We start from the raw sequence: 20,322 nt of genomic DNA on the forward strand, positions 1-20,322 counted from the left end.
TGTGGCGGATTGGCAGCTCACGCCTTTGCGAGGTCACCGTTGAAACAAGAAAAAACTATCCTGGCGGAAACGCTTTATACGTGGAAGAACGCCAACGGCGGCGCCGAGGACGACGAGCTGCCACTGCGCTCCGAACTGTTCAGCGCCGCCCAGATGGCGGCCCACGGCAAGCACCTGGCCGCGCGCCACCAGTTGAGCAAACGCGGCGGGCCGGACCGCCTGCTGGCGCGGCTGAGCGAAAACGCCGAGGTCATTGCCGGCACCTGCGCCGAGCTGACCGCCGCCATCAAGGCCGGACGCCAGATTACCCCGGCTTCCGAATGGCTGCTCGATAACCTCTACCTGATCGAAGAGCAGATCCGCACCGCGCGCCGCCACCTGCCGAAAAACTACAGCAGGGAGCTGCCGCGCCTGTCGAACGGAGAAGCGGGCGGCAATCCGCGCGTCTACCAGATCGCCCTAGAGATCATCTCGCACGGCGACGGCCGCGTCGATCCCGAGAGCCTGGCGCGTTTCGTCGACGCCTACCAGGACAGCGCGCCGCTCAAGCTGGGCGAGCTGTGGGCCATTCCGATCATGCTGCGCATCGCGCTCATCGAGAACCTGCGCCGGGTCGCCGCGCGCGTCTACGACAACCGCACCCAGCGCGACCAAGCCAACACCTGGGCCGACCAGATGAGCGAGACGGCCGAGAAGAATCCGAGCGACCTGATTTTGCTGGTGGCCGACATGGCGCGCTCCGGCCAGCCGATGACAAGCGGCTTCGTCGCCGAACTGGCGCGCCGCCTGCAGGGACAAAGTTCGGCGCTGACGCTGGCGCTGCAATGGGTCACCACGCGGCTGGCCGACATGGGCCTGACCATCGAACAGCAGATCCAGTCCGAGATCCAGCAGCAGGCCGCCGACCAGGTCACCATCAGCAACAGCATCGGCAGCCTGCGCTTCCTCGGCACGATGGACTGGCGCGAATTCGTCGAGACCATGAGCGCGGTCGAACAGACCTTGCGCTGCGACCCGGCCGACACCTACGGCAAGATGGACTTCGCCACGCGCGACAACTACCGCCACATCGTCGAGCAGCTGGCCAAGCGCTGCAGCCACACCGAAGTGCAGGTCGCCGAACAGGCGCTCGAACTGGCGCAGGCCAATCGCGCGCCGGCCCAGGGTGGGCTCGACATGCGCACCCGCCACATCGGCTACTACCTGGTCGGCGCCGGCCTGCCGGCGCTGGAAAAACGCCTGCAGGTGCACGCCGCGCCCGGCGCCGCACTCGCCACCGTCGGCCGCGCCGCGCCGCTGGCCGTCTACCTCGGCGCCATCGTGCTGTTTACCGCGCTGTTTACCGCCACCGTCACCTTGACCGCATGGCGCGGCGGCCTCGAAGGCGCGCTGCTGGTGCTGCTGGCGACGCTGGCGGCGATCGGCTCGAGCCAGCTGGCGCTGGCGCTGGTGAACTTCATGGCCACCCAGCTGACGCAACCGCACCCGCTGCCGCGCATGGACTTCAAGGACGGCATTCCGGACGACGCCCGCGCCATGGTGGTGGTGCCGACCTTGATCTACAGCGCCGAGAACGTCGCCGCGCTGTGCGAGATGCTCGAAGTGCGCTACCTGGCCAACCGCGATCCGGGCCTGCGCTTTTGCCTGCTGACCGACTTCGCCGACGCCCCCGCCGAGGTGATGCCGGAAGACGCCGAACTGGTGGCGCTGGCCAGCGCCGCCATCGCCCAGCTCAACGCCAAGTACCACGATCCCGAGGGGCCCGGCCCGCTCGGCTTGCCGGTGCTCGACGGCGTGCCCGACATCGACATGCCGCCGCAGCCTTTCCTGCTGCTGCACCGCCCGCGCGTCTGGAGTGAAGGCGAACGCGCCTGGATCGGCCATGAGCGCAAGCGCGGCAAGCTGGCCGACCTGAACGCGTTCCTGCGCGGCGGCGCGCGCGACAAGTTCTCCGCCGTGGTAGGCGACACCGACGGCCTGCTCAATATCCGCTACGTCATCACGCTCGACACCGACACCCAGCTGCCGCGCGATTCGGCGCGCCAGTTCATCGCCACCATGGCGCACCCGCTCAACCAGCCGAAGCTCGACGCTTCCGGACGCCGCGTCATCGAAGGCTACGGCATCCTGCAGCCGCGCGTGACCGCCTCGCTGCCGAGCGAAAACTCGTCGCGCTACGAGCGCCTGTGCGGCGGCGAAGCCGGCATCGACCCCTATACCCGCACCGTTTCCGACGTCTACCAGGACGTGTTCTACGAAGGCTCCTTCATCGGCAAGGGCATCTACGATGTCGACACCTTCGAGCGCCTGCTCGGCAACCGCCTGCCCGACAACCAGATCCTCAGCCACGACCTGCTCGAAGGCTGCTACCTGCGCGCCGGCCTGCTGTCGGACGCCCAGCTCTACGAGACCTACCCGCCGCGCTACAGCGACGACGTCAGCCGCCGCCACCGCTGGATCCGCGGCGACTGGCAGCTGGCCGGCTGGCTGCTGCCGCGGGTGCCCGGCTTTAACGGCAAGCGCGAGCCGAATCCGCTGTCGGCGCTGTCGCGCTGGAAGCTGTTCGACAACCTGCGCCGTTCGCTGGTGGCGCCGGTGCTGACCGTGCTGCTGCTGCTGTGCTGGGCGATGCTGCCGTCGCCGTGGTTCTGGAGCGCCGCCATCCTGGCCGTGATCTTCCTGCCTACGTTCGTCAACGCGCTGTTTGGCCTGATCGAAAAGCCGCACGACATCAGCTGGGGCCAGCACATGGCCGGCGGCCTGTCGAGCCTGCGCATCATGTTCGCCCACGCCGTGCTGCAAATGGCTTTCCTGCCATACGAAGCGTGGTTCAGCCTCGACGCCATCGTGCGCACCGGCTGGCGCATGCTCGCCTCGCACCGCCGCCTGCTCGAATGGCGCCCGTCCAACCTGGCGCGCTCGTCGACCGACATGGAAACGAACTGGAAGCGCATGTGGTTCTCGCCGGCGCTGGCCGTCGGTGGCGCGCTGATGCTGTCGTACTACAATCCGGGCGCGCTGTTTGCCGCCGCGCCGGTGCTGCTGCTGTGGTTCATGGCGCCGGTCATCGCCTGGTGGATCAGCCTGCCGACCGAGCGCGACGCGGCCGAACTGTCGGCGCAGCAGACGCTGTTCCTGCACACCCTCGGCCGCAAGACCTGGGGCTTCTTCGAAGACTTCGTCGGCGCCGAGGACAACTGGCTGCCGCCCGATAACATGCAGGAGCATCCGGCCTGGGTGGTGGCGCACCGCACGTCGCCGACCAATATCGGCATGTCGCTGCTGGCCAACCTGACCGCCTGGGACTTCGGCTTCGCCACGCTCGACCAGGTGCTCTCGCGCACCGGTGCCACCTTCGCCACGATGGCACGCATGGAACGCCATCACGGCCACTTCTACAACTGGTACGACACCCTGACGCTCGCGCCGCTGCAGCCGATGTACGTGTCGGCGGTCGACAGCGGCAACCTGGCCGGACACTTGCTGACGTTGGCGCCGGGCCTGAGCGCGCTGGCCGACCAGCCCATCTCCAGCGCACAGACGCTGAACGGCATCGCGATCACGCTCGAAGTGGTCGACCAGTACGCCGGCGGCGCCAGCCCGGAAGCGGTGGCGGCGATCGCCACCATGCGCGCCCTGCTGGCCGAGCGCATGCGCGAAGCGCGCACGTTGCCGGGCCTGGCCGACGCGCTGGCGCAGCTGTCGAAAGCGGCCGCCGCGCTGCTTGAAGCGGTCGCGGTTGGCGAGCCGCTGCTGCAGTCGTGGACCGAGAAACTCGCCGAACAGTGCCGCGGCGCGCACGCCGAACTGCTGGAACTGGCGCCGTGGATGCGCTCGGCGCAGGAATACGTCGTCGACTCCAGCCTGACGCGCATTCCGACGCTGCGCGAGCTGGCCGCGTTTGCCCTCGTCGGCAGCCCGGGTAGCGACCTGGCGCCGGCCGAGCGCGCGCGCCAGCACGCGCTCACGCAGCTGGTGGCCGAAGGCGCCGCTGCGGCGCAGCGCCGCCTGCTGCAGATTGCCGACCTGGCCGAGCGGTCGCGCCAGTTCGCCGACATGGATTTCGGCTTCCTCTACAACAGCACCACGAACCTGCTGGCGATCGGCTATAACGTGTCGGAACGCCGGCTCGACGCCAGCTACTACGACCTGCTGGCCTCCGAAGTGCGCCTCGCCAGTTTCGTCGGCATCGCCCAGGGCCAGTTCCCGCAGGAGCACTGGTTCGCGCTCGGCCGCCAGCTGTGCATCGTCGGCGGCAAACAGCTGCTGCTGTCGTGGAGCGGCTCGATGTTCGAGTACCTGATGCCGCTGCTGGTCATGCCGACCTACCAGAACACGCTGCTCGACCAGACCTACAAGGCCATCATCAAGGCGCAGGTCGACTATTCGAAGCAGCGCGGGGTGCCATGGGGGATTTCCGAGTCCGGCTACAACACCGTCGACGCCAACCTCAATTACCAGTACCGCGCGTTCGGCGTGCCGGGCACCGGCATGAAGCGCGGCCTGGCCGACGACCTGGTCATCGCGCCGTACGCCACCATGATGGGCCTGATGGTCGACGCCGAAGCGGCGTGCGAAAACCTCGAGCGGATGGCCGGCCTCGGCTTCATGGGCAAGTACGGCTTCTACGAAGCGATCGACTACACCACCGCGCGCCTGCCGCGCGGCCAGGAGTTCGCCGTCGTGCGCTCCTTCATGGCGCACCACCAGGGCATGGGCTTTTTGTCGCTGTCGTACATGCTGCACGACCGCCCGATGCAGCGCCGCTTCGAATCCGATCCGCTGTTCCAGGCCACCATGCTGGTGCTGCAGGAGCGCGTGCCGAAAGCGTCCGCCTTCCATTCGCACACCGCCGACCTGGCCGCGATGCGTTCACCGGTCGCCGAAACGGCGATGCCGATGCGGATCATCACGACCGCCTCGACCGCGCAGCCGGAAGTGCAGCTGCTGTCGAATGGCCGCTACCACGTGATGATCACCGCCGCCGGCGGCAGCTACAGCCGCTGGAAGGACCTGTCCGTGACGCGCTGGCGCGAAGACGCCACCGCCGACAACTGGGGCAATTTCTGCTACGTGCGCGATGTCGACAGCGGCCATTTCTGGTCCACCACGTTCCAGCCGACCCTGGTCGAGCCGAAGAAGTACGAAGTGATCTTCTCGGAAGGGCGCGCCGAATTCCGCCGCCACGACCGCGGCCTCGACCTGTACACCGAGATCGTCGTCTCGCCGGAGGACGACATCGAGATGCGGCGCACCCGCATCACCAACAAGTCGCAGGTGGTGCGCACGATCGAATTCACCAGCTACGCCGAAGTGGTGATGGCGCCGGCCGCGGCCGACGCGGCGCACCCGGCGTTCTCGAAACTGTTCGTGCAGACCGAAATTTTGCGCAACGAGAACGCCATCCTGTGCACCCGCCGGCCGCGCGCCAAGGACGAGCATTCGCCGTGGATGCTGAACCTGATGACGGTGCACGACGGCGTGCTGCTCGACGCATCGTTCGAAACCAGCCGCGCCGACTTCATCGGCCGCGCCAACAGCACCGTCGCGCCGCGCGCGCTGCTCGAGCCGCAGGCCCTGGGCGGCGGCGAAGGCTCGGTGCTCGATCCGGTGGTGGCGATCCGCTACAAGCTGACCTTGCAGCCGGACCAGGTCGTGGTGCTCGACGTCGTCACCGGCATGACCGAGACGCGCGAAGCGGCGCTGCACCTGATCGACAAGTACCAGGACCGCCACCTGGCCGACCGCGTGTTCGAACTGGCGTGGACCCACAGCCAGGTGGTGCTGCGCCAGCTCAATGCGACCGAATCGGACGCGCAGCTCTACAGCCGCCTGGCCAGTGCGATCATCTACCCGAACGCGGCGCTGCGCGCCGACGTCTCGATCCTGATCCGCAACCACCGCGGCCAGTCCGGCCTGTGGGCGTATGCCATTTCCGGCGACCTGCCGATCGTGCTGATGCAGATCAAGGACCCGGCCAACATCGATCTGGCGCGCCAGATGGTGCAGGCGCACGCCTACTGGCGCCTGAAGGGGCTGGTGGTCGACCTGGTCATCTGGTACGAGGACAACTCCGGCTACCGCCAGGCGCTGCACGACCAGATCATGGGGCTGATCGCCTCCGGCATCGACGCCCAGGCGATCGACCGCCCGGGCGGCATCTTCGTGCGCCTGCTCGACCAGATCTCCAACGAAGACCGCGTGCTGATGCAGTCGGTGGCGCGCGCCATCGTCAGCGATGCGCGCGGCAGCCTGGCCGACCAGATCAAGCGCGCCGCCCCGGTGCAGCCGAAGCTGCCGCTGGCAGCGTTCGAAGCGCGTCCGGAAGCGTACCAGCGGCAAGGCGGTGTGCCCGCCTCGCGCGCGCCTGCCCTGATCCTCGACAACGGCATCGGCGGCTTCTCCGCGGACGGGCGCGAATACGTGATCCGCACCGACGCCAGCAGCCGCACGCCGGCGCCATGGGTCAACGTGCTGGCCAATCCGAGCTTCGGCTCGGTGGTGTCGGAAAGCGGCCAGGCCTACACCTGGAGCGAGAACGCCCACGAATTCCGCCTCACGCCGTGGGACAACGATCCCGTGTCGGACCGCGGCGGCGAGGCGTTCTACATCCGCGACGAGGCCACCGGCCGCTTCTGGTCGCCGACCGCGCTGCCGGTGCGCGCCGAAGGCGAATACCTGACGCGCCACGGTTTCGGCTACAGCGTGTTCGAGCACGACGAGCAGGCCATCCGCAGCGAGCTGACCACCTTCGTCGCGCTGGATGCGCCGATCAAGTACTCGGTCGTCAAGCTGCGCAACGACAGCAGCGTGCCGCGCAAGTTGTCGGTGACCGGTTACGTCGAATGGGTGTTGGGCGACTTGCGCTCGAAATCGTCGATGCACGTGGTGACCGAGATCGATGCGCTCACCGGCGGCCTGTTCGCGCGCAACGCCTACAACACCGAGTTCGCCGGACGCGTCGGCTTCTTCCATGTCGAAGCGCAGAACAAGACGATGACGGCTGACCGCAACGAATTCATCGGACGCAACCGCAACCTGGCCAGCCCGGCGGCGATGGGCCGCGCGCGCCTGTCCGGCAAGGTCGGCGCCGGCCTCGATCCGTGCGCCGCGATCCAGGTGATGATCGAACTGCAGCCTGGCCAGGAGCGCGAGCTGGTGTTCATGCTCGGCGTCGGCGGGCGCCGCAACGCCGACGCCGCCGGCATGGTGCAGCGCTACAACGGCAGCGCCGCTGCTGCCGCCTCGCTCGACATGGTGCGCGAGCACTGGAACAATACCCTCGGCGCGGTGCAGATCGAAACGCCCGAGCCGATGGTCGACGTCATCGCCAACGGCTGGCTGATGTACCAGACCATCGCCTGCCGCATGTGGGCGCGCAGCGGCTACTACCAGTCCGGCGGCGCGTTCGGCTTCCGCGATCAGCTGCAGGACGCGATGGCAATGATCCACACCCAGCCGCACATCCTGCGCGAGCACCTGCTGCTGTGCGCGGCCCACCAGTTCGTCGAGGGCGACGTCCAGCACTGGTGGCATCCGCCGTCGGACCGCGGCGTGCGCACCCATTGTTCGGACGACTACCTGTGGCTGCCGCTGGCGACGCACCGTTACGTGATCGGCACGGGCGACCGCAGCGTGCTGACCGAGCCGGCGCCGTTCCTCGAAGGGCGCATGCTGGCGCCGGAAGAGGAGTCGTATTACGACATGCCGGGCCACTCGCACCAGAACGCCGACCTGTACGAGCACTGCGTGCGGGCGATCAAGCGCGGCCTGCGCTTCGGCGAGCATGGCCTGCCGCTGATCGGCACCTGCGACTGGAACGACGGCATGGACCGCGTCGGCAACGAAGGCAAGGGCGAGAGCGTGTGGCTGGCCTGGTTCCTGTATGACGTGCTGACCAAGTTCGCCGAAGTGGCGGTGCTGCACGACGATCCGACGTTTGCCGACAGCTGCCGCAACGAAGCGAAGCAGCTCGCGCAAAACGTCGAGGCGCACGCGTGGGACGGCAACTGGTACCGCCGCGCGTACTTCGACGACGGCACCCCGCTCGGTTCGTCCACCAACGACGAATGCCAGATCGATTCGATCTCGCAAAGCTGGGGCGTGCTGTCGGGCGCGGCCAATCCGCAGCGCGTTGCCAGCGCGATGGCGGCGGTCGACGAGCGCCTGGTGCGGCGCGACTTCGGTCTGGTCCAGCTGCTCGACCCGCCGTTCGACAAGGGCGTGCTCAATCCAGGCTACATCCGCGGCTATGTGCCGGGGGTGCGCGAGAACGGCGGCCAGTACACGCACGCCGCGATCTGGACGGCGATGGCGTTTGCCCGCATGGGCGACAGCGCCAAGGCGTGGGAGCTGCTGCGCATGATCAATCCGGTCGAGCATGGCAGCACGTCGCAAGCGGCGGCGCTGTACAAGGTAGAGCCGTACGTGGTGGCCGCCGACGTGTATGCGGTGTCGCCGCACATCGGCCGCGGCGGCTGGAGCTGGTACACCGGTTCGTCGGGCTGGATGTATCGCCTGATCGTCGAATCGCTGCTCGGCCTGGACCTCGCCGGCGACCAGCTGACGATCGCGCCGCACCTGCCCGACACCTGGGAAACGTTCAAGATGCAGTACCGCTATCGCACGTCGAACTACGCGATCACGGTCACTGCCGGCGACGGCGCGGCGCTTAGCGTCGACGGCGTGGCGCAGCAGGGCAACGCCGTCACGCTGCTCGACGATGGCCGCGACCACGTGGTGCAACTGACGGTCGTGCGCCCGGCCATCGGTCACTAGCGTCAAAATGCCGGTGCCAGGTCTGACATTCGGACATTTCGTTTCGAAATGTCCGAATGTCAGACCTGGCACCGGTTCGTTTATTGGGCCCAGGAAACCCATAAGCGCCATCCGTTAGTCGGTGTCAATTAAATACTGAAAGCAACACCAGCTTGTATTCCTTGCATCAACTTGCCGACATGCCAAGTTGCGATCATTGCAGCATCGATCGGCTTCAAGTGAGGACAAGATGGTCACCAAATCGCTGCTGCGCGCACTTGCCCTGATGCTGGCGCTGTGCGCTGGCGCCGCTGCCGGCGGCGCCGACCACCGCGAATTCGACGCCACCTTGCATGCTCCCTATCACGGCGACGCCGCCGGCGAAGCGCGCACCTTCACGATCGCCTTCGATTACCCGCAAGTCGACGCCGCGCAGCTGGTCATCTGGGGTCTCGACCTGCTCAGCGCCGACGGCCGCGTCGCCGGCCAGTGGTCCGGCGCGACCTCGCTGTTTCGCGATCCGGTCAGCATCGACGTGCGCTGGGACGGCATGGCCGAAGGCGCCGCCGCGCCGGCCGGCATCTACCGCGTCCGGCTGCGCGCGTGGTCGCGCGACGAAAACGCCGCCGGCACGGTCGGCCCGGACGACATCGTGGAACAAGGGTGGGACATCGCCGTCGGGCGTGTTGTCGCGCCGCCGATGCCGCCGTTTCGCATGCTGCCGCGCCACGGCGCCGCCACGAGCGTCGCGCCGGCAACGGCGTCGCTGCCGTACACCGTGTTCCTTGGCAACCTGCACAGCCAGACCGGGCACAGCGATGGCGGCGGCGAGCTGACCAACTGCAAGAGCGCGCAGCAGGCCCAATCCGCCCTGGCCGGCCCGGCCGAAGCGTACGCCTACGCCAGCAAGCGCGGCCTCGACATCCTCGTCACGTCCGAGCACAACCACATGTACGACGGCTCGTCCGGTACCGAGCCGAGCGCCGACCCGCTCGCCGCGCGCAACCTGTTCCGTTCCGGGTTGGACGCCGCCGCCCGCTTCAATGCCGGCAATCCCGGCTTTCTCGCCGTGTACGGACTCGAGTGGGGCGTGATCGACAAGGGCGGCCACATGAATATCTTCAACAGCCCAGAACTGCTCGGCTGGGAGCGCAACGGCGATGGCAAGTTGCTGGCCGATATACTGACGCCGAAGAACGACTACGCCGCGCTGTATCAACTGATGCGCAAGCGCAACTGGGTCGGCCAGTTCAACCATCCGGCCCGCAGCGGCCAGTTCATCGTCGGCGGCGTGCCGATGGGCTACAGCGAAGACGGCGACCACGCGATGGCGCTGTGCGAAGTGGTCAACACCCATGCATTCTCGGTCAACACCAGCGAAACGGAAACGCGCCGCAGCAATTACGAGCTGGCCTGCAACCGCGCGCTCGAGGCCGGCTTTCACGTCGCCTTCAGCTCGAACCAGGATAATCACTGCGCCAACTGGGGCGCTTCCTACACCAACCGCACCGGCGTGCTGATTCCGGCCGGCAGCGCGCTGACGCAAGACAGCTTCCTCGACGCGCTCAGGGCGCGGCGCGTATTCGCGACAATGGACAAGGGCTCGCAACTGGTGCTCACCGCTAACGGCAAGTTGATGGGCGAGCGCTTCGTCAACAGCGGCAGCCTGACTTTGCTGGCGCACTTTGCCAGCACGGCCGGCAAGGCGGTGTCGTCGCTGGTGGTATTCGAAGGAGTTCCAGGACGCAACGGCACGGTGATGGAGTTGTCGCACGCCCCGTCGACGACGATTACGCCGTCGCCAGGCGAACACTTCTACTACGCCCGCGTGACCCAGCAAGATGGCAACATGCTGTGGTCGGCGCCGGTGTGGGTCACGCAAAAAGCGGTCGTGCAGTAATTGCCAGCGCATTGCGAATGAAACAATGCTGCGCGACCCGACGGCGTCAAAAGCCGAAACTGGCGCCGGCGCCGAGCAGCGTGCCGATGCCGAGTAGCGCGAAGATCAGCGCGGCGATGCCGTGCACCAGCCGCAGGGGCATGTTGCGCGCAATCCGTTCGCCGAAGATCACAGCCGGCACGTTGGCCAGCATCATGCCGAAGGTGGTGCCGGCGATCACCGCGATGATCGATTCGTAGCGCGCGGCCAGCGCGACAGTGGCGATCTGCGTCTTGTCGCCCATCTCGGCGAGGAAAAACGCGATCAGCGTAGTGACAAACACGCCATATTTTGCCAGACTCGCCTCGTCCCCGTCGATCTTGTCGGGCACCATGATCCAGGCCGCCATCGCCAGGAACGACAGGCCCAGCACCCAGCGCATCACATCCGGGCCCATTGCGCTGGCGACCCAGGCGCCGACGACCGCCGCGAACGCGTGGTTGACGATGGTGGCGACGAAGATGCCGAGCACAATCGGCAGTGGCCGGCGGAATTTCGCGGCCAGCAAAAACGCCAGCAACTGGGTCTTGTCGCCGATTTCGGCGAGGGCGACGATGCCGGTCGATACTAGAAATGCATCCATACAATCACTGCCTGAAAGAAAGCCGGATGATAGCAGAGCCGCGCCACCCGCGTACCTTGCCGGGCGCGTCAATACCCCCCCCCCGAGCTTACTGGCGTGCTTTCGTTGGCCCCGCGAAAGTGCTATTCTGCACGCGCCCGGCAGCTGTGCCGGTGCCGATCCCGACCCGAAGAAACCATGAACAATTCGACCATCCTGCGCACCGCGGCCTGCGCCATCCTCGCCCAGTGGAGCGCGTACGCGTTCGCGCTCGATCCGCTCAGCTACGCGCGCTACGACCAGGTCAGGACGTCGGCGCTGCACCTGGACCTGAAGGCCGACTTCGCGCGCAAGACGCTGTCCGGCTACGCCGAGCTGTCGCTCGACTGGATCGACAAGTCGGCGCGCACGCTCGATCTCGACACGCGCACGTTGACCATCGCCCGCGTGCAGGCGCAAGACGCCGGCGGCCAGTGGAGGCCGGTGCCGTACACGCTCGCCAAGACCGATGCGGAGAAGGGCCAGGCGCTGCGGATCAAGCTGGCGGCGCAGCCGGGCAAGGTGCGTATCTACTACCGCACCGCGCCGACCGCCACCGCGCTGCAGTGGCTCACGCCGCAGCAGAACATGTCCGGCAAGCGGCCGTTCATGTTCAGCCAGTCGCAGTCGATCGAGGCGCGTTCGTGGGTGCCGGTGCAGGATACCCCGGCCGTGCGCTTCACCTACAGCGCGCGCATCGACGCGCCGCAGGGCCTGCGCGTGGTGATGAGCGCCGATAACGATCCGCGCGCCACCGGCAAGGGCGGCTGGCGCTTCTCGATGCCGCAGGCGATTCCGTCGTACCTGCTGGCGATCGGCATCGGCGAACTCGAAGCGCGCACGCTGGGGCCGCGCACCGGCGTGTACGCCGAGCCGCAGCGCATCAAGGCGGCCGAGTACGAACTGGCCGACACCGAGAAGATGGTGGCCGCCGCCGAATCGCTGTATGGCCCCTATCGCTGGGGGCGTTACGACATGCTGGTGCTGCCGCCGTCGTTCCCGATCGGCGGCATGGAAAACCCGCGCCTGACGTTTCTCACGCCGACCATGATCGCGGGCGATCGCAGCCTGGTCGACCTGATCGCGCACGAACTGGCGCACAGCTGGTCGGGCAACCTGGTCACCAACGCGTCGTGGAAGCACTGGTGGCTCAACGAAGGTTTCACCACCTACGTCACCACCCGCATCCTCGAGGTGCTGTACGGCGAGGAAGTGGCCACCATCAACCTGCAGCTCGAGCAGGAAGAAGCGTTGCAGCTGCTGGCCACCGTGGCCGCGCCCAGGCAGGCGCTGTTGACGAAGGATGCCGACACCGACTCGAAGACGTACACCGATCAAGCTCTGGCATATCCGAAGGGCGCCTGGTTCCTGCGCACGCTCGAGCAGCGCGCCGGCCGCGCCGCATTCGATCCATTCCTGCGCGGCTGGTTCGACCAGCACGCCTTCCAGAGCGTGACGACCGAGCAGTTCATCGACTACCTGCGCAAGAACCTGCTGGCGCAGCACCCGCAGGTGATGACCGACGCCGAGCTTGACGAGTGGCTGCACGGCGCCGGCATCCCGGCCAGCGCCAGGCGCGCCGTCTCGGCCCGCCTGGCCGCGCTCGACGCTGCCCGCACCGCCTGGCTGAAGGGCGAGCTGGCGACCGCGCGGCTCGACACCAAACAATGGAACGCCACCGAGTGGATGAAATTCCTCAACGATATCGACGGCAAGGCCAGCGCTGCGCAGCTGAAGGAGCTGGACCAGGCCTTCGGGCTGGCAAAAAGCGGCAACAACGAAGTGGCGTTTCGCTTTTACCGCGCCGGCATCAAGGCCGGCTACGGCGCCATCCGCGAGCCGCTGCACGCCTTCCTGATGAGCGTGGGGCGGCAGAAATTCGTCGTGCCGCTGTACGCTGCGCTGCTGAACAACCCGGCCGACAAGGCATGGGCGATCGGCGTCTACAAACAGGCGCGTGCGCGCTATCATCCGGCGACCCAGGCAAGCGTCGACAAACAAATGGCTAAGAAAGAAGGATAAGCAATGCACCCAATGAATAAACTCGCCGCAGCGATCCTGCTCGCGCTGTGCGCCGCCGGCGCCGGTATCGCCCAGACCCCGGCCGCGGCCGCGCCGGCATCGGCCACCGCTGCCGCCTTCGACCTCGACGCCGATGTCGCCCGCGTGCTGAAGAACTTCGACGTGCCGGGCCTGGCGATTGCCGTCGTCAAGGACGGCAAGGTCGTCGTCGCGCGCGGCTTCGGCGTCAAGAAGTTCGGCGAGGCGGCGCCCGTCGACGGCAAGACGCTGTTCGAGATCGCCTCGAACTCGAAGGCCTTCACCGCCGCTGCGCTGGCCATGCTGGTCGACGACGGCAAGCTGGCGTGGGACGATCCGGTGACCAGGCACCTGCCCGATTTTCAGATGTACGACGCCTATGTGACGAAGGAAATGACGGTGCGCGACCTGCTCACGCATCGCAGCGGCCTGGGACTTGGCGCGGGTGACCTGATGTGGTGGCCGACCACGTCGTTTACCACCGACGAAATCATCCACAACCTGCGTTACATCCGCCCGGCCACCAGTTTTCGCAACAGCTACGCCTACGACAACCTGCTGTACATCGTGGCCGGCAAGATCATCGCGCAAAAGTCCGGCAAATCGTGGGGCGAGACCATGCGCGAGCGCATCCTCAAACCGGTCGGCATGACCTCCACCACTACCAGCCTGGCCGAGAACGCGGGCAACTCGAACGTCGCCAACGCCCACAGCAAAATCGACGGCAAGATCGCCGCGGTCAAGGCGATGCCGGTGGCGAATGCGGTCGGCGCGGTCGGCATCAACACCAACGCCGACGACATCGCGCGCTGGATGAACGTGCTGCTCGATGGCGGCAAGTTGGACGGCGCCGGCAAGGACGCTGGCGGCAAGGAGATCCGCCTGTTCAGCGCGGCCCAGTCGCGCGAGATGTGGACGCCGCAAACGCCGATGAAGATCAGCGAGTCGAAGCCGCCGCTGGCGGCCACGAAGCCGAACTTCTTCGCCTATGGCCTCGGCTTCCAGCTGCGCGATTACAAGGGCCAGAAGCTGGCGCAGCACGGCGGCGCGCTGCAGGGCTTTTATTCGCGCGTGGTGCTGGTGCCCGAGTCGAAGCTTGGCATCGCCATCCTGACCAACGCCGAAAGCGGCGGCGCCATGACGGCGCTGCAGTATCGGCTGCTCGACCAGTATCTCGGCGCCGCGCCAAGCGACTGGATCAAGCTCATTGGCGACGTCGAAGCCGAAGCGCACGCCAAGGAACAGGCGCGCCTGAAGAATGCGACGTCGACGCGCGCGGCCAAGTCGAAACCGTCGCTGGCGCTGGCCGCCTACGACGGCGACTACCAGGACGCCTGGTACGGCAAGGCGACCATCAAGGCGGTCGGCAACAAGCGCGTGCTCAGTTTCGCCAAGACGCCCGACCTGACGGGCGAACTCGAACATTTCCAGCACGATACCTTCATCGTGCGCTGGAAGGAGCGCAACTTCAACGCCGACGCCTACATGACGTTCTCGCTGAACCCGGACGGCAGCATCGAGCGCATGAAGATGGCGCCGGTGTCGACCGAGACCGATTTCAGCTACGACTTCGCCGACCTGATGTTCACCCCGATAAAAGCCGACAAGCCAAAATAATCATTTGCCCCTGGAACAATCCCCGGGGTCAATCCCCGGGGGCAGCATCCCCGGGGGCAGTGCCGACAATCGGACACGGCCTCAGCATTGCACGGACGCTATGCCTGAGCTTGTGTCCGAATGTCGGCACTGACCCCGGCGGTTTGACCCCGGCGGTTGGATCGGGTCAACGCGGTGGCGGCCGCCGGCACGGATCGGCCATCATCGTGGCGCATGCATCGCTGCCGCCGAAGCGCTGCTGCGTCACCGTCAACGCCGCCGCCAGCGTGCCGCTGCTGCGCGACGACAGCGCGTACGCCGTGTGCCCGCGCTGCTTGCGCGACGGGTAGATGATGCCGGCGATGCGGCCATCCTGCTCGGCGACGACCGCGTCTAGCATGCAGCCTAGCCATTGCGTGCCCTCGTGGTCGGGGCTGGAGATATCGTCCGACAGGCCAAGTTTGCTCAGCGTGATGCCGGACAGGTCGAACAACGCCAACGGCGTTGCACAGAGGAGGCGCGCGATGATCGCCGCCTCGGCGCCCGGCGCCACATAGAAGGTGCCCGGGTCGGTGACGTCGTTGCGGCACAGGCCGGCCTCCCACACCGCCGTCATTTCGTCGGCCGCCGCATAATTCCAGTGAAACGGGGCCGCGCCGTCGACCCGCCATGCGGCCGGCGGGCCGAACCGGTAGGTGACGTCGACCCGCTGTGGAAACACGGCCGCGGCATGCCACGCAGCGCGCACCAGCGGCTGCCCGGCCGGAAACATGCGAATGCTCGCCAGCAGCGCTTGGCGCAGCAGCATGGCGCTGGGCAAGCGGGCGGCGACGTGGGGTGGCGGGGAGGGCAGGTCGATGGCGGTCGCGGGCATCCGCTCAGCCTATTACAACGGCCTTTCCGCTGGACTGTTGCTGCGCAAACGCGAGGACTTTTTGCTGGCGCTGCTGGCTCGGCAGGCCGAGCAGCGTACGCTGGCTCGCATGCAGCGCGCCGCGGATATCGAACGGGCAGCCGGCCAGCATTTCAGCCGGCGCCAGCTCGTTCAGTTCGTCGGCGCTGGTGACCCAGAACGCATGCACTTCGCTGCCCGCCTGCTGCGCCAGGCACGCCAGCACCGGGGCGATCAGTTCAGGCACCGGTTCGACGAATTGCCAGGCGGGGAATTGTTTGCCGTTGCTGCGCCCGCCGGGGGTGACGCTGTAGTAGCGCCCGCTGTCGGCGGCGCGGTACAGCGTGGCCTGCGACATGCCGGTGCGCCCGCCGGCGATGACATCGGCGGCGGACAGGCGCGCCACCGGCAGGCTGCGCGTATGATCGCGCGTTGGCGTCTCGAGCGCGTCGATGCTGGCGGAGAGTGCGGTGGTGGCAATGGCCACCAGCTCGCTGCGCGCGGCGCCCGGCAGCGCCGCGCCCAGCCGCTCGGCGACCTCGGCGGAAAAGCGTTCTACCAGCCGCCGCGAATATGCCCGTTGCTCAAAGCTGCCCATGCTGAGCTCCCGGTTGAATAGCTTACAAGGTAACAGCCTTTCTCACTTTTCTCAAGTTTCTCAATGTAATCGTATGCGCGGGCGCAGCTTACTTGCCGCCTTTGCCATTCCACACGTCGAGCATGTCTTGCGAGCCCTGCTGGCGGATGCCGTTGTCGGTCAGCACCGCGTCGGTCGCCTCGAGCATGGCCTTGCGCGGCAACACCATCGTTTCGCCGGCGCGCTGGTCGAAGTGGATCACCACCAGCTCGTCCTTCAGGTCGCGCAGCAAGGTCACCAGGTGGCGCAGGCTGCGTACCGGCACCTTGTTGATCGAGTAGATCACCGAGCCGAAGCGGTTGCCGTAGCCGGTCACCAGCTTGTGCGGGAAGAACGGCGAACTGACCACCACCAGTTCCTCGCGCTGCGCATCAGGCTGTTCGCCGCGGCGCGTCACCAGCGGGCTGGCGTTAAATGCCATCGCGTTCATCAGCGCCGCATTGGTGGTCATCCCCGCCATGAATTCCGGGCTGGCGCGCGAAAAGACGATCGGGCCGTAGATGAAGTAGGGCGGGTAGCCGCCGTTCAGGTCGGGAATCAAGAGCTTGCGCGCGCCGCCGACGGGCAGCTCGATCGCCATCTGTTTGCCGCCGCGCACGACCGTCAGCGGCAGCTTGCCGTCTTTGGCCAGCTGCTGCACGCGGTACTGGAAGCGCACCCGCAGGTTCGAGCCCAGCTTGACCATGCCCTGGTTGTCGATCGGATACTCGCCGATGCGGGTGATGACATCCCATTCCTTCAGCGGATAATTCGCGTCGCTCACGTACGGGCGCTGCACCACCACGCCCTCGACGCCTTTGTCGAGCTGCAGGAACTGGCGCAGCGCGGCGTTCTCGAGCGTCTGCACGTCGTCGAACATGCCGACCTTGCCGTCGTACTTGCCGTCGGACACATCCTTCAGGAACACTTCGACTTCCTCGTTCGGGATGATGTAGCCGATGTTCTGCGCGTTGGTGGCAGTCGAAAACGCCAGGCCGACCATCTTGTCGCCGGCGATCACCGGGCCGCCGCTGTTGCCCGGGTTGATGGCCGCGTCGATCTGGATGCGCAGGCCAGCGCTGCCGAAGCCGTACGGCACGAACTCGATGCGCGAAACGATGCCCTTGGTGATCGACAGCGAGGTGCCGCCGGTCGGGTAGCCGTACGCCAGCACCGCCTCGCGCACGTCGGGCAGCAGGCTGGCGCGCGGCACCGGCGGATGGGTGTCGAAGAACGATTCGTCATCGAGCTTGAGGATGGCCAGGTCGATGCCGCGCCCGATCGCCACCACGGTGGCGGTGAGCTTGTCGCCGGCCTGGTTGGCCTGGATCTGCACCTGGCTGGCGTAGCCGACCACGTGGGCGTTGGTCAGGATGCGCTTGCCTTCGATGACCACGCCCGAACCGGTGGCGTCCTGCGGCGCCGCCTTGCCCCATGGCTTCGAAGGATCCGGTCCGCGCAGTGTGGCAAACACCTTGACGACGGCGTTTTCGATATTCGGCGCACTCACCGGCGCGGCCGCCGCCGGTACGCTGGCGCCCCCGGCAGGGGCGACCTGGGCGTGGGCGGCAAGGCTGGCGGCGGCGAGCACGATGGCGGCGGCAAGACGGAACGTAGGCACGATATTTTTCATGTGGGTGGGCAACAAAGCCAATATACACGGTGTGTGGGGCAACAAGATGCACGGATTGTCACGCCGCGCGCGCCGGCGCCGACGGCGACCTTAGGGTTTCTTCGCTTCGGCACGGATCGACGCGTCGAGCCGGCGCGCCGCCTGCTGCGGCGTCACTTTCCCCGTCAATACATCCTGGATCAGCGGATGCAGCATGTCGATGGTGTTTGCCGCCAGCATTGAATAGTACGGGCTGCCGGTGACCGGCGCGCGCTCGACCGTGTCGACGTAGGCCACCAGGCGCGGGTCGCCGGCCATCTGGCCGCCGGCGAGGAACGGCGAAATGTTGTGCCGCTTGTTCTGCTGGATCGCGAAGCCGGCGCCGGTGATGAATTCGAGGAAGCGTATCGCCGCTTCCTTGTTTGGCGTCTGGCACACCGCGAAGCCGGTTTCGCTGCCGATCACCGGCACCGCCATCGAGCCTCTGTCGTTCCACGGCGGCACCATGACGCCGGTCTCGAAGCCCTTCGCGCTCATCAGCGAGCCGGACGCCCAGCTGCCCTGGAACGCCATCGCCGTCTTGCCCCCTGAGAACATCGCGATGGCGTCGTCGTTGTCCGAATTCATGTAGTCCGGTTGCACGTAGCCGCGCTGCGCCACCAGCCGGATCTTGGCGAAGATGTCGGCGCCGCCGCTGGTGGCCAGGTTCAGCGTGCCGTCGGCGATGCGCGCCTTCCAGTCCGGCGTGTGGGCGACGATGTTGTTGGCGAAGCCGAAGCTGAACGGCCCGTTGGCCAGCATGTTGGGAAAGCCGCCGTCCCAGAAGATCGGCGTGAAGCCGGCCCGCTTGAGGCGCTCGCAGACGTCGAGGAACTGGCTGAAGTTGGTCGGCAGGCGCTCGATGCCGGCCTGCTTGAACATGCTCTTGTTGTAGTAGATCAGCGTGGCTGCCACGCCGCCGGCAATGCCGAAACGCTTGCCGTTTTGCGTCATCCAGTCCCCCTTCAGCCCTGGCAGCACAGTCGCCCAGGCGGCGGTGTGGCCGACGTCGGCCAGCACCCCCTGGTCGGCCAGCGCCGCCGTGTAGGCGTTCGGATTGACCGACATCAGGTCCGGCAGATTGCGCGCGACCAGCCTCGGCTCAATGTTTTTCTCCACCGAATTGCCCGACATGAACTCCAGGTCGACCTTGACGTCCGGGTTGAGGCGCGTGAATTCGGCGGCGACCTTCTGCATTTCCTGCGGCCAGTCGGGCGCCCAGATCAGCGCCGTGATGGTGGTCGGCGCCGCCGCCGGCGGCGCCTTGCCGCCGTCGCGCCCGCAGCCGGCGACCGCCAGCACGCACAGCAGCGCGCCGGCCAGCCAGGCGCCCGAAGTCATCTTCCCCACCGGCTGCCGCTTACGGCTTGACGAACTTGAGCGTCATGCGGTCGCTCTCGCCGATCGCCATGAACGCGGCGCGGTTCTCGTCCTTCATCGCCAGCACTGGCGGCAGCGACCAGACGCCTTTCGGGTGGTTGGCCGTGTCTTTCCGATTGGCGTTCACTTCCGATTTTCCGGCCAGCTTGAAGCCGGCTTTCTCGACCTGGGCGATGACCCATGCCTCGTGCACGTAGCCGCTCGACGCCTTGGCGTCCTGCGCCATCGACGCCGGCAGGCGGTGGTCGACCAGGCCGAACACGCCGCCCGGCTTCAGGGTGGCATGGACATTTTTGAGCAGCGCCTGCATCTGCTCGTCGCCCAGCGAAATCCAGTTGTGCAGGTTGCGGAACGTCAGCACCATGTCGACGCTGTTGGCCGGCGCGATCGCGTACGAAGTCGGCGGCTCGAACAGGCCGATGCGCACCTTGTCGTAGACGGCGGCGTTGGTGTTGAGCTTGTCCATGAACACCTTGCCGTAGCGTTTATCCGGCGGCGAGCCGGCGCCGATCAACACGCCCTTGTCGCGTAAATACGGCGCCAGGATTTCGGTGTACCAGCCACCCTGCGGCGACAGTTCCACCACCGTCATGGTCGGCGCGATCCCGAAGAAGCGCAGCGTCTCGTACGGATGGCGCGCCGCGTCCCGCGCGACGTTGGCCGGCGCCCGGTGGCTGCCCGCAATCGCCGCCTTCAGGGCATCGTCTGCCTGCGCTACGCCGCACACGCTCATTGCCAGCATCGCTGCCAGGATCATTCGTTTCATGGTGGTGTCTCCGTTGATGTTGTTCGGGAAGGCGGGAAGCTGAACAGCGGCCGCAGGCGGGATCATCTGTCAAGCCGCTGGCGC

Annotated in this window: 10 protein-coding genes; 4 read left to right on the forward strand and 6 right to left on the reverse strand. The window is 66.8% G+C overall.

Annotated features, from left to right (window positions below):
- Window positions 1–39 precede the first annotated feature (39 nt).
- Window positions 40–8,778, forward strand: coding sequence for a GH36-type glycosyl hydrolase domain-containing protein (locus ACP7DD_RS19405; protein ID WP_426176442.1), 8,739 nt, complete (start codon window positions 40–42; stop codon window positions 8,776–8,778).
- A gap of 229 nt (window positions 8,779–9,007) precedes the next feature.
- Window positions 9,008–10,657, forward strand: coding sequence for a CehA/McbA family metallohydrolase (locus ACP7DD_RS19410; RefSeq protein ID WP_426176443.1), 1,650 nt, complete (start codon window positions 9,008–9,010; stop codon window positions 10,655–10,657).
- A 46-nt stretch (window positions 10,658–10,703) separates the two neighbouring features.
- Here ACP7DD_RS19410 and ACP7DD_RS19415 read toward each other — a convergent pair whose 3' ends face one another.
- Window positions 10,704–11,279, reverse strand: coding sequence for a TMEM165/GDT1 family protein (locus ACP7DD_RS19415; RefSeq protein WP_426176444.1), 576 nt, complete (start codon window positions 11,277–11,279; stop codon window positions 10,704–10,706).
- Between the two features lie 177 nt (window positions 11,280–11,456).
- Between ACP7DD_RS19415 and ACP7DD_RS19420 the strand changes: the two genes are divergently transcribed.
- Together ACP7DD_RS19420 and ACP7DD_RS19425 are read left to right on the forward strand one after the other, a co-directional pair.
- Entirely contained in the window at window positions 11,457–13,319 is a 1,863-nt protein-coding gene (locus tag ACP7DD_RS19420) for a M1 family metallopeptidase (RefSeq protein WP_426176445.1), read from the forward strand.
- 3 nt (window positions 13,320–13,322) lie between these two features.
- The gene (locus ACP7DD_RS19425) at window positions 13,323–14,954 is read left to right on the forward strand and encodes a serine hydrolase (protein ID WP_426176446.1); all 1,632 of its coding nucleotides are present in this window, start codon (window positions 13,323–13,325) and stop codon (window positions 14,952–14,954) included.
- Window positions 14,955–15,120: 166 nt separating this feature from the next.
- On the opposite strand, the gene ACP7DD_RS19430 is transcribed toward ACP7DD_RS19425, so the two are convergent.
- The 5 genes from ACP7DD_RS19430 to ACP7DD_RS19450 all read right to left on the reverse strand — a co-directional run bounded on the left by ACP7DD_RS19430 (window position 15,121) and on the right by ACP7DD_RS19450 (window position 20,238).
- Window positions 15,121–15,807 carry an RES family NAD+ phosphorylase gene (locus ACP7DD_RS19430; RefSeq protein WP_426176447.1) on the reverse strand — a complete coding sequence of 229 codons (687 nt, stop codon included), beginning with the start codon at window positions 15,805–15,807 and terminating at the stop codon, window positions 15,121–15,123.
- Between the two features lie 4 nt (window positions 15,808–15,811).
- Window positions 15,812–16,423, reverse strand: a complete 612-nt coding sequence (locus ACP7DD_RS19435) for a hypothetical protein (RefSeq protein ID WP_426176448.1) — start codon at window positions 16,421–16,423, stop codon at window positions 15,812–15,814.
- Window positions 16,424–16,511: 88 nt separating this feature from the next.
- Window positions 16,512–18,062 carry a trypsin-like peptidase domain-containing protein gene (locus tag ACP7DD_RS19440; protein ID WP_426176449.1) on the reverse strand — a complete coding sequence of 517 codons (1,551 nt, stop codon included), beginning with the start codon at window positions 18,060–18,062 and terminating at the stop codon, window positions 16,512–16,514.
- 102 nt (window positions 18,063–18,164) lie between these two features.
- Complete coding sequence (locus ACP7DD_RS19445; RefSeq protein ID WP_426176450.1) at window positions 18,165–19,433, reverse strand: ABC transporter substrate-binding protein; 1,269 nt, start codon at window positions 19,431–19,433, stop codon at window positions 18,165–18,167.
- Between the two features lie 19 nt (window positions 19,434–19,452).
- Window positions 19,453–20,238 carry a class I SAM-dependent methyltransferase gene (locus ACP7DD_RS19450; RefSeq protein WP_426176451.1) on the reverse strand — a complete coding sequence of 262 codons (786 nt, stop codon included), beginning with the start codon at window positions 20,236–20,238 and terminating at the stop codon, window positions 19,453–19,455.
- Window positions 20,239–20,322 lie beyond the last annotated feature (84 nt).

It is taken from the genome of Massilia sp. TWR1-2-2, assembly GCF_049897565.1.
GTDB lineage: Bacteria > Pseudomonadota > Gammaproteobacteria > Burkholderiales > Burkholderiaceae_D > JAFCUW01.

Coding starts and splice junctions, on each gene's coding strand:
- ACP7DD_RS19410 (WP_426176443.1), top strand. CDS start 9,008: ATGGTCACCAAATCGCTGCTGCGCGCACTTGCCCTGATGCTGGCGCTG.
- ACP7DD_RS19415 (WP_426176444.1), bottom strand. CDS start 11,279: ATGGATGCATTTCTAGTATCGACCGGCATCGTCGCCCTCGCCGAAATC.
- ACP7DD_RS19420 (WP_426176445.1), top strand. CDS start 11,457: ATGAACAATTCGACCATCCTGCGCACCGCGGCCTGCGCCATCCTCGCC.
- ACP7DD_RS19425 (WP_426176446.1), top strand. CDS start 13,323: ATGCACCCAATGAATAAACTCGCCGCAGCGATCCTGCTCGCGCTGTGC.
- ACP7DD_RS19430 (WP_426176447.1), bottom strand. CDS start 15,807: ATGCCCGCGACCGCCATCGACCTGCCCTCCCCGCCACCCCACGTCGCC.
- ACP7DD_RS19435 (WP_426176448.1), bottom strand. CDS start 16,423: ATGGGCAGCTTTGAGCAACGGGCATATTCGCGGCGGCTGGTAGAACGC.
- ACP7DD_RS19445 (WP_426176450.1), bottom strand. CDS start 19,433: ATGACTTCGGGCGCCTGGCTGGCCGGCGCGCTGCTGTGCGTGCTGGCG.
- ACP7DD_RS19450 (WP_426176451.1), bottom strand. CDS start 20,238: ATGAAACGAATGATCCTGGCAGCGATGCTGGCAATGAGCGTGTGCGGC.